Source organism: Pantoea sp. X-Soil-OKNW-556 (assembly GCF_059730695.1).
This window is the reverse complement of record NZ_AP035990.1, coordinates 2,480,255-2,490,882: the sequence shown is the minus strand read 5'-3', so window position 1 is coordinate 2,490,882 and position 10,628 is coordinate 2,480,255. Positions and strand designations below refer to the sequence as shown.

10 protein-coding genes are annotated in these 10,628 nt (G+C 46.3%); 7 read left to right on the top strand and 3 right to left on the bottom strand.

Translation table 11 applies throughout. The features are described 5' to 3' along the window. Nucleotides 1-82 precede the first annotated feature (82 nt). The 4 genes from AC6I8T_RS11595 (at nt 83) to AC6I8T_RS11580 (ending at nt 3,501) form a co-directional block, all read left to right on the top strand. Nucleotides 83-1,387 (top strand): tail fiber domain-containing protein, encoded by a 1,305-nt coding sequence (locus AC6I8T_RS11595; protein ID WP_497833838.1) that lies wholly within the window; start codon nt 83-85, stop codon nt 1,385-1,387. A 370-nt stretch (nt 1,388-1,757) separates the two neighbouring features. Next, nucleotides 1,758-1,997 carry a DNA polymerase V gene (locus tag AC6I8T_RS11590; RefSeq protein ID WP_497832259.1) on the top strand — a complete coding sequence of 80 codons (240 nt, stop codon included), beginning with the start codon at nt 1,758-1,760 and terminating at the stop codon, nt 1,995-1,997. Next, nucleotides 1,997-3,259 carry a translesion error-prone DNA polymerase V subunit UmuC gene (umuC, locus tag AC6I8T_RS11585; protein WP_497833837.1) on the top strand — a complete coding sequence of 421 codons (1,263 nt, stop codon included), beginning with the start codon at nt 1,997-1,999 and terminating at the stop codon, nt 3,257-3,259. Before AC6I8T_RS11590 ends, umuC begins: the two co-directional genes overlap by 1 nt. Continuing rightward, the gene (locus AC6I8T_RS11580; protein WP_497833836.1) at nt 3,256-3,501 is read left to right on the top strand and encodes a hypothetical protein; all 246 of its coding nucleotides are present in this window, start codon (nt 3,256-3,258) and stop codon (nt 3,499-3,501) included. Before umuC ends, AC6I8T_RS11580 begins: the two co-directional genes overlap by 4 nt. A gap of 1,341 nt (nt 3,502-4,842) precedes the next feature. On the opposite strand, the gene AC6I8T_RS11575 is transcribed toward AC6I8T_RS11580, so the two are convergent. Beyond that, nucleotides 4,843-5,889, bottom strand: coding sequence for an acyltransferase family protein (locus tag AC6I8T_RS11575; protein WP_497833835.1), 1,047 nt, complete (start codon nt 5,887-5,889; stop codon nt 4,843-4,845). Between the two features lie 1,222 nt (nt 5,890-7,111). Here AC6I8T_RS11575 and AC6I8T_RS11570 point away from each other — a divergent pair. Further along, on the top strand, nt 7,112-7,438 hold the full coding sequence (locus AC6I8T_RS11570) for a hypothetical protein (RefSeq protein ID WP_497833834.1): 327 nt from the start codon (nt 7,112-7,114) through the stop codon (nt 7,436-7,438). An 82-nt stretch (nt 7,439-7,520) separates the two neighbouring features. Then, nucleotides 7,521-7,688 carry a hypothetical protein gene (locus AC6I8T_RS11565; protein ID WP_021182986.1) on the top strand — a complete coding sequence of 56 codons (168 nt, stop codon included), beginning with the start codon at nt 7,521-7,523 and terminating at the stop codon, nt 7,686-7,688. 46 nt (nt 7,689-7,734) lie between these two features. Here the strand turns inward: AC6I8T_RS11565 and AC6I8T_RS11560 are convergent, their stop codons facing one another. Beyond that, nucleotides 7,735-8,013, bottom strand: coding sequence for a hypothetical protein (locus AC6I8T_RS11560; RefSeq protein ID WP_497833833.1), 279 nt, complete (start codon nt 8,011-8,013; stop codon nt 7,735-7,737). Between the two features lie 544 nt (nt 8,014-8,557). Between AC6I8T_RS11560 and AC6I8T_RS11555 the strand changes: the two genes are divergently transcribed. Continuing rightward, nucleotides 8,558-9,205, top strand: a complete 648-nt coding sequence (locus tag AC6I8T_RS11555; RefSeq protein ID WP_021182988.1) for a metallophosphoesterase — start codon at nt 8,558-8,560, stop codon at nt 9,203-9,205. Nucleotides 9,206-9,208: 3 nt separating this feature from the next. Here AC6I8T_RS11555 and rsmF read toward each other — a convergent pair whose 3' ends face one another. Next, a complete protein-coding gene (gene rsmF / locus AC6I8T_RS11550) occupies nt 9,209-10,627 on the bottom strand; it encodes a 16S rRNA (cytosine(1407)-C(5))-methyltransferase RsmF (protein WP_497833832.1) in 1,419 nt (472 codons plus the stop codon). Nucleotide 10,628: the final 1 nt, after the last annotated feature.

Genomic DNA, 10,628 nt, shown 5'->3' with positions numbered 1-10,628 from the left:
ATCGATTTATTTTCTTGAGCTATTCGACATATTGAATAAAAATCGGCCGCTGCGCCGGTTTTTTATTTCCCGGAGAAAATATATGCCAGCAGGCACTATCACTTTAACTAACGGTTCAACTGCGGTTACGGGTAGCGGAACAGCTTTTACAACTGATCTGGCAGCCAACGGGTTCATTGTGGTGACCGTTGGCGGTACGGCGTATACGCTGGGGATCGGCGCAATAACAAGCAATACTGCGCTGACATTGACGCAGGCATACACCGGGCCGACTACATCGGGTGTTTCATTTGATTATGTCCCTTTGGCAACGCTCAATTTGATCACGTCTGCACTTGCTTCCCAGGTCACTTATGCACTTCGCGGTCTTAACCTTGATAAAGCAAACTGGCAACAGATTTTCAGTAATACCGGTAATGTCACTGTTACCTTGCCAGATGGGACAACCTGGACAGGTCCGGCATGGAATGGGATTACTACCACGCTCGCTGGTAAGGCAGCGAATGGAGAGAATGGCGATATTACTTCGCTAACAGGATTAACGACGGCGTTATCAATTGCACAGGGAGGAACCGGCGCAACTACGGCAGCTAATGCACGAACCAACTTGGGATTCAGTGTATCTGGTGGTGTGTTGCCGGTGACATTGGGGGGCACCGGCGCGACTACTGTCGCTAACGCTCGAACTAACATCGGCTTACCCGAATCAGGTGCTGTTAATTTTGGTTCATTGGAGCTTTTCGCAAACACCCCATTTGTAGACTTCCACTTTGGAAATACTACAGCAGATTACAATGTGCGATTGATCAATGATCAAAGTGGAAGACTGACCATAAATGGCGTGCTTGATGTTCAAGGTGGCTACATATCAAGAGCGGGAACAACTGGCAGCGTTGATCAAAACGTACCCTGGAATTTTTTCTGGAATTACAACGGGAATCCATCACTTTCGGGTTTTGTAGGGAATACATACCTTGGATACCTCGCTTTCAACACTTCATCAGATAAAGGGCTGAAAACGGATATTGCGTATGTCCCTGAAACCTCGAATGCTGAAGCGCTAAACGAGGTTACTAAGTGGAAAATAGCGACATTTAAATATAAGGCCAGGGGGGAATTCATTCCCGAATCAAGTGAAAGACTTGGTTTCATTGCGAACGACCTGAAGCTTGTTAGCCCGGAATGTGTTGAGGGTGATGGACTGCCCGAAAACTATGACATTGTTGCCGATCCAAACAACCCGAACGCTTACACCTTGGACCAGGTAGCTTTGATAGCAAAACTCACGATGGCTGTACAGGCGCAGCAGCAATTGATAAGCGTTCAGAACGATGCGGTTACCGCCTTGCAAAACCGCATTGCAGCTCTGGAGGGTGCTGGCTCATAAAAAAGCCCGCGCCAATGGTTAAATGAGCGCGGGCAATTTCATCCGTGGATTTGGTCATCACGGCTATTGGACAGAAATGCCGCAAAGATGATTTTAGCAATCACCACGAAATGCGCAAAAAAAGCCCGGGAAGCGGGATAAGTTTGCCCGGGCCTAAAGGTGTATCATGACCCTTTAAGTTTAAACACAGACGCAGATTGCGCCAGCCAGTCTGCATTGATAATTCCCTGTCATAGTCATGTCTTTCTCTCCCCAACTAAATCTCCTTCCATGACAATGTGTTTCCGTGAAACATTGAGAATCAACTTGATCGATTCTATCGATCGATAATACTGTATATGCATCCAGTAATCTATCAGAGGTAATCGCCATGCCGCGCGACTACGAAATCATGATTGCCTTCAGGCAGGCGATAAAACGAGACGCCGTGGGGCGTTTCACGGTAAGCACACGCGATTTTGTGCGGGAGCTGGACCGGATGAACTGGCATTACACGTTGCGTGCTGCCAACAAGTGGATTGAGACTCACACAACAACTTTTCGTGACATTTCGACAGCAGAAGGTGAAGAGCGGCTATTCCAGGTATTTAACCCGAATGGTGGCATGTGATGTTCGCCCTGGTTGATGTGAACTCGTTCTATGCGAGCTGCGAAACGGTTTTCAGACCAGACTTACGTGGTAAGCCGGTGGTTGTCCTGTCGAACAATGATGGCTGCGTGATAGCAAGATCGGCAGAGTCGAAGATCCTGGGTATTCGAATGGGCGACCCATACTTCAAGATTAAGAACGAGCTGCGCCGCCATAAAGTGCATGCCTTCAGCTCCAATTATTCGTTGTATGCCGACATGTCTAACCGCGTGATGTCTACCCTTGAGGAAATGGCACCGGCAGTTGAAATCTACTCAATCGATGAAGCCTTCATGAATCTTTCTGGCATTGAGAGGCATCACTCACTGGAAGAATTTGGACGGCAGGTGCGCGCACGTATAAAGCGGGACACACACCTTACTGTGGGCGTCGGCATTGCGCCGACCAAGACACTGGCAAAACTTGCAAATCATGCAGCCAAAAAGTGGACTAAAACTGGTGGCGTGCTTGATCTGTCGAATGTAGATCGCCAGCACAAGCTGATGGCTCTGGTGCCGGTCGAGGATGTGTGGGGCGTTGGCCGCCGCATCAGTAAAAAGCTCAATGCAATGGGTATAACAACCGCGAGAGACCTTTCAGAGCAGAGCACTTACATCATCAGGAAGCATTTCAATGTGGTGCTGGAACGCACAGTGCGTGAATTACGTGGCGAGCCGTGTCTTGAGATGGAAGAGTTCGCACCGACAAAGCAGCAGATTGTGTGCTCACGATCCTTTGGTTCACGCATCACGGAATACAGCGATATGCGTCAGGCCATATGCGCCTATGCAGAGAGAGCTGCTGAGAAACTGAGAGGCGAAAAGCAGTACTGCCGCCAGATAGCTGTATTCCTTCGTACCAGCCCACATGCAGAAAACGAAGTGTTCTACGGCAACCAGGCCACGGGGAAGCTGCTGACGCCGTCAAACGACACACGGGACATCATCCGGATGGCAATGGAAGCACTGGAACGTATCTGGATACCCGGACACCGTTACATGAAAGCAGGTGTGATGCTGGGTGACTTCTTCAGTCAGGGTGTTGCGCAGCTCAATCTGTTTGATGAAATCCAACCACAGGCCAACAGCGAAGCGCTGATGAGAGTCGTTGATGGCCTAAACCAGAGCGGGAAGGGTAAATTATGGTTCGCAGGTCAGGGCATTCAGAAAGCGTGGGATATGAAACGCGAGATGCTGTCTCCGGCATACACCACCAGATTTTCGGATCTGCCAGTGGTGAGATGACACACATACTTGATACCCCGGATGGATATGTGGTGGTGGACAAATCAGTTAAGCCGGTGCTGGGTGACACAATCTATTTTGAAGCCTGGGATAAGTATCAGATTGGCCGACTGGAGAAACGCGGGATCATCTGTGAAGACGGCGACACGATAGAGGGTGAATCGCTGGAAGAGGTAGCGGTGATCGGTGTTATTACCTGGGTGATCACAAGAACCAGGGATGGGGAAGGGCCGACGATTTAAAGGATAAACCTAAAATAGCCCGCGCTGCGGGTGGTGTGCAGGAGCGGGCAATATTTATCATGGATACGATACTTGAATTGAAAGTGTCATGGTGGTTCAACATGTCACCTCTTAACTTTAGCAGAATGCCAATGACGCGCAAAAAAATACCCGCCCAGAGCAGGTATAATTAATTCAAATTGCAAATCTCTCATGTTCGCTACGCATGCTGTGTGTAGCTTGCCCATACAAGGGATGAGTGAACATTATACATAAATATTTTGAAACTGGTCCAACTTGTTTGATTTGGGCAAAAAAATGCCTGCTTAAGCAGGCGCAAAATTCGCTACTTGGATCAACCCATATGATTTCTAAGACATTATCCCCAGGGGAAAGTTCAGCAATACGTTCTATGCTTATTACTAAGTCAAATTAATGGTCGTAACGTATACATGAAAGAACTGAAGTCTCAGAGGGCAGGGATGATAGGTTGTGCTATAGGAACAGCAGTGATTGAGTTGAGTGCGAAAGGTATCCCACTGAACCGGGCCAATATTTTGTACGAACTAGAGCGCATCGCAGCTGCGTCGAAAGAATTGCCCGTAAAAGCTATCGCAAAGGATGCAGCAAACCTTCTCAGAAGAGGGTGTAGTTAGAAGTATCCCTGGCATTTTTGTGCGACCTATGCTTGAGGTTGCCCGACTGGTCCTTTGCTCATCGGTCCACCGGGGATTGATTGTTCAGCCGGTACATTGGGGCGGCCATCGGGGCCAATTGGTCGGTCAGAGTGATAACATCCCGCTAAAGTGATCAGACTTACAAAGACAATAATTAGCCAACTTAACGAACGTTTCATAAATGGCATTCCCTTTCACGCAGCTTAATGTTGCTACTTAAGCATAGTGCATTCTCTGAGTCTTTGGTTGCAATCCAGGTACGGCTTAGCTTCTCGCAAATACAAGTCGTTGATGGATACAGATGACACATCTGATTGGGAAGGGCCGACGAAATTACTGTACCGAAATTTGTCCGAACCAGATCCGAAAAAAGTGGTAACTGTTTGATCTGTAAAGTCTGCAATGGTAAGTGTTGCAACCATGAAAAGAGGTGTTTTTGTTATGTATCACCATGATAAATAACAGAAATATCCCAATGCATCGTAAACAGGAATCGTATTCGGTCTTTTTTTTATCCTCATGATTTATAAGTATTCTTTTAGTGTTCCGGCTTGCGCACACGTTTATCTCTTTCCACCGCATACGAGCTGGACGCGAGGCTCCTGATTTCATGAAAGATTTCGGCGGTTTTCAGTGATGTTTATGACTTCATTCGGGGGGAGACTTGTCACACCACCGTTGTATTTCAACTTATTATCTTGAACTTCATCGCTGGTCTTTCTATTAGTCTAAATGAAAAAATCGACAGAATATAAACTAAAATTATGTAAATGACTGCACTACTTGCTGTGAAGTTGATATCAAACCAACGCCATATGAAAATAATTAAAGGATGTATCAAATAAATAGAGTAAGATGTATATCGGAATGTTGAGAGTGTATTATGTGTTAAGATTTTGCTAATTAAGCCTTTTTCAAAGGAAAGAGATAACAAAACCATGGAAAATAATACTGGCGCGATAAATTCATTACGCTGATCGTGATGTAAGTAAAGGGCTGAAATTAAAAAGGTAATTGAAATGAACTCCGTTATTGAAATAATCAATGTGTTTTTGATTGTGTCTTTTAGTAGGTAATAGATTACAAATACTGCTGAGCCGCATGAGAACCCGATCCAGCCTCTCAGTGCCGCGAAGCTTATCGGTCCAGAAAGTCTTTGAAAATTGACGTCAATTGATGGTGTGAAATTAAATGTTATTGTTATCGTGGTGATGAGCGAAATTACAGATAAATACAGTAATGTTACAGGTTTATTCTTGAGGAGAAATACAATTGGAAAAAATAATATACCTATCCAAAACTCAATCGATAAGGACCATGCAATGCCTATCGATGTATCAGAAAATATTGATTTTGCTCCACTATCGAAACCCAAAGATTGTAGGAGGAAAAAAGAAATGAAGTAGTAAAAAAATGGGTCATCCCTTAATTTATCGCTTAGTGCAAAGGTTGCCAGTGTCACCAGGAAGACAAAGATATACAACGGGAATAATCTTTTTATTCTTTTTGAAGTGAATTCTTTAATAAATAAATCGATGCTTTTAGGTTTCGATATTAGTATTGATTGGGTGAGAACAAAACCACTCAATACAAAGAAAAAGTCAACGGCCACAAAAAATGATCTGGGGAAGTTTGTGTTAACTCCATTCCAGTAAAAGAAATGGCCAAGTGCTACAGAGAACGCTAAAAAGGTTCTTATTACATCAAAGCCATGAAAAATTTTTTTATTCACAAACTCACCAGTAAAATCTATTGATTGTAATCTCACCTGGTCATTGATAGCGCAGGTCTGTTAAGAATACAAGAAATTCAAATGCATTAACTTCTTTTATTTACAAATGTGCGTGCTATTAATTCTATCCATGCCAGTTTAGCATGATTGAATATCTTTTTCTCTCATGACTTGACTGAGGGAACGTTAATTACTCTGGAACTGAAGAGTCTGGAGTCAGACAATCCTATTACAACGACTGATTGGTGTCCGGGAAGCGAAAATAGAACGAGAAAGAACTCTTCGCGTTGCTGTTCTATCAGATAACCGTGGGCACATTGGAAAATGTTTGTCTCTCTGAAAAGGGCAGATGCACCAGTTTGCACTGGTTCAGGTGTAGGACTTACCGTCCAGCTGAGTCAGATATGGCTAGCCTGCGCCAGAGGTTCACCGAGCAGCATAACATGGCAGTCTGTAATACATCCCAACAATGAATGGAAAACAAGCCCGCATTGCATCCGTAATCGTCATCGGATACAGGGTGACATCATCTTCGGTCCAATAACCAGTATGATGTCTATTGGTTCATCCGATTACAACCGGTTCAGCGAGCTCATTTGTAACCACATCAAGCTCTTAACAAATGGCTTGCTATGGCATCTTTGATTCAGTCAGAGAACTTGACCCGACGTAGATGTCTAAAGATCCATAGCATTGGTCCGAAAAAAGCAAAACAAATAACAAATATTACAAGTTCAGGAAGCCAGAATGCCGAAATAAAGATTAACCCTGCGATTTCCCAGTTGCGAACACTTCCGAGTTCTGCATAGGTTCGTAACATATGCAATGTTTTAAAAATACATAACGCAAAGATGATATAAATCAATGAAATCAATAGCATAACCTTCCCTTGTTCAAAAACGAATCGCTGTATTTGCAGTCCGGTCAAAAGATTACCGACTACGAATACAGAATATTTTTTTGTTGCGTGCTTATCAAGCTATAGAGTGATGAATAACCTGAATTTAAGGTGATATTTATCGAAATAGGTTACTATCGTTCTTCTAAGGGAGGTAAACGGTTGTCGTGGTTGTCTATCTTGCAAAATGCGGATGGTTATCTCTGTCTGGATAGATGGAAACACAGCACCGATTTTCAATGACGACCCTTCGATGAAACACAGACTTATACTGCTAATTCCTGCTAACTTAGCAGTACCAGGAATTGCAACAGGAAAACTGCCGTGTACCTACCTCTCCGCTTGCTGGTAATTGTGATTCTCAGTGGCTGTGCGCTTAAGCGCTATCCGCAAGCCCCTGCGGTAACTGATAAAGAAGCCAGTACTTATGATTGCAAGGCTTTGCAGTCCGAAATTGCCAAAGCACACATGACGCAACAACAAATCGATAAAACCGGTGAATTTGATGCCCTGACGGTCATTGGGTTCGTGGGCGATTTTGGCATCGGAAACGGTATTGCTAAAGCGAAAGCAAATAGCAAAGTGAGCGCACGTCTTAAACAGCTTGAAGCACTGAAAGCGATTCGTTGCCAGGATTCTCAGACCGGCTAATCACAGCACGACATGCTCTGGCGGTCAAAAGATGGTATAAGAGTGGCGCTAAAAAATGGTTGCCTGCATACAAGGATTCTCGATGGCAAATACACAATATCTTCTCTGGGTGATGATTGGCACATTAACCCTGTTATGTGTGTTTATTTCCGCGTTGGTTGGCCGGGCAAAATCGCCACGCCTGGGATTTATTACCTTCGCGGTATTATTTATCGGTTTTATGACTGCTATTTTCTTTATCACGCGTTAGCTGATAACACATTGCCACACCTGTGGTGTGGCAAAAGTGATGTGAGTTATCGAGCGGTATGAAGTGAATTTCGGTGCTGGGCAATAAGCTGCTCAGCCAGAGGGTGATCTTCTTCATGCCGGGATATGTAGTATTCGTAAGGGTCTTTCACTCCCAGGCTTTCGACATAATCCAGATGGGCGCGTTTGATCTCACGGTTTATGTACTGCACTTCATCCAGCCCCATATCATCGGCGTAAACTGGCGCTTTACTTTTAATCTCACCAATCAAAACCTTATTGCTCTGCATGAAGTCTTCCAAATCGATTTTATAATAATCTTTCATCGGCTTACTCCTTCAAACAACCTCAGGTAAAGTCTGGCAAAAGATGCGCTGGATATGTGTCTGTAGATGCTAACCAATCTTGCGGAATTCTCAGGCAGATGTTACTGAGCAGAATGCTTTTAACTGCATGAATTATCTGATTATTACACGGCCTTTATGGGGAATGATTATGAGAATGATTGTTAATATCATTTAACTTGTTCGGAATACTCCGAAGGTTTACATTACTTCCCGTCCCTCGCAGAGCTAACACCTTTAATGAGTGCCGGAGATAAGCGCCGGAAGGGGCATTCATCAGGGCTGCAGGAAGCAGCCGCTGTTGAATTTAGTCAGGCCGACCTCTCTGATTTATCCCACCACCAGCAAATGCACCAGTCGCGCAAGGGTTTCAAGCAGCAACAGGCTGCCGATAAAAATCACCACCAGAATCCCAATAAACTGTTTCCGACTGTTCACGCTTCCTCCCCGGTGGTTACAGGCCGCCAGGCTATACTTTATGCCGTAATCACTAAACTTCCAGTAAACCAGCTTTCAGGAGACCATTATGTTTTACCAAACGGTCGATGCAAAAGCGTGGCGTAACATCTGGGTAGTCGGTGACTTACACGGATGTCGCACCCAGCTCGATTCACAGCTGATCCTGCACCAGTTTGATAAACAGCAGGATTTATTGCTTTCTGTCGGTGATTTGATCGATCGCGGGCCGGACAGTCCCGGTTGTCTTGAATTACTTAAAGAACCCTGGTTTCGCTGTGTGCGTGGAAACCACGAACAGATGGCTATCGCTGCTCTGCAAGGCAAAGATCCGATGTTATGGGTTATGAATGGTGGTGAATGGTTCTGGCAGCTACGTGGCACTGCTTTGATTGCTGCACGCCACGCGCTGAAGCAATGCGTGGAATTACCCTTGATTTTACATCTTCAGCTCGGGGATCGGGTGGTGGTGATTGCGCACGCTGATTATCCTGCCAGCCACTATGAACTGGGACAGGAGGTGGACTGGCATCAGGTGGTGTGGAGTCGCGACCGGCTGGGACGGCATCAACGGGGTAACACGATGGCGATTGATGGAGCCAGTGATTTCTACTTTGGTCATACGCCGCTGGAGCAACCGCTCAACGTTGCCAATCAACACTACATTGATACCGGTGCCGTGTTTGGCAACCGGTTGACATTGGTACAGTTGCAATAGCGGTTAGCGGAACAGACGACCGTCTCTAACCAGCTCGCGCGGATAGCTATTCTTGATGCGATTCCCGACTTTTTTTGCCAGCCCCAGCGTTTGTTGCTGGTAGGTCACCAGAACTTCATCGCGTTCAGGTAAATTTTCCGGATGGATATCCTGACCGCGATACCAGCTTTCCGCTTCCGCTTCCGTCAGTGCAAACGACAACGCGTTATCCGGTTGTGTCAGCGCAACCACGGCTTCATGCTGCCAGCGATACCCCTTGGGGAAAGTCTCCGCGAGTTTCAGGCCAATGCGTGAAAAGCGTACCTTACCCAACCAGCTTTCCAGCGCCGCCGGGAACAGCCATAGTTCTTTATCGCGTTGCCATAACTGAAGATTATCCTCCCAACGCAAACCCACTTTCGCGGCGGCTTGCTGCACTTCAGCGTTCAATTTTCTGCTGGCAGGAGAGAAGGGCAGTTTACCCACTTTATAGCTGGGTGTCGGCAATGCGGGCAGACTGGCAATTTTGCGCAGGCGAGCAACAAAGAACCCTTCGCTATCATAGATATGCGGGAATACATGCAGAAAACCTTCCGGTGTCAGCGCCTGTTCCGCCCCGGTAAACAGGCCAGCCAGAGGAACGATTTCAACCGCATCGGGATAGCGTTGCTGCAACCAGCTGATAACTTGTTGATTCTCAATCTGATTAAGGGTACAGGTCGAGTAGATTAACGTTCCGCCGGTCTGTAGCGCATGAAAGGCGCTGTCGAGAAGATCGCGCTGGGTGGCGGCAATCTCTTCCGTGCTGGCGAGTGTCCAGTTGCGCAGCGCATCAGGATCTTTGCGCACCACGCCTTCACCGGAACAGGGGGCATCCAACAGGATGGCATCAAATTGTTCCGGTAACGCAGCACCAAAAACCCGGCCATCAAAGTGGGTGAGAGCGACGTTGCTGACGCCACAGCGGCTGATATTGGCATGCAAGACCTTGACCCGGCTGGCGGAATATTCATTAGCAAGGATGGCACCCTGATTGTGCATCAATGCCGCCATTTGTGTGGTTTTAGAACCCGGTGCCGCAGCAACATCCATCACCTGATGGGCATCAGGAGCCGCATCAAATAATGCCGTTACTGGCAACATTGAGCTGGCTTCCTGAATGTAGAACAATCCGCTGAGATGCTCAGCCACGCTGCCGAGCGGGAGCGATTCATCGTCGCGTTCAATCCAGAAGCCTTCTTTGCACCAGGGGATCGGCGTGAGCTGCCAACCATAATCTGAAGTTTGGGCGAGAAAATCATCCACGCTAATTTTTAACGTGTTGACGCGCAAGCTGCGACGTAAGGATTGTTGACTGATGGCGAGAAAGCGTTGCATTTCAGTCTCGTCAGACAAGCTGGTGCGCATCAGCGCAAGGAAATCTTCTGGAAAGCGTTCGGACACG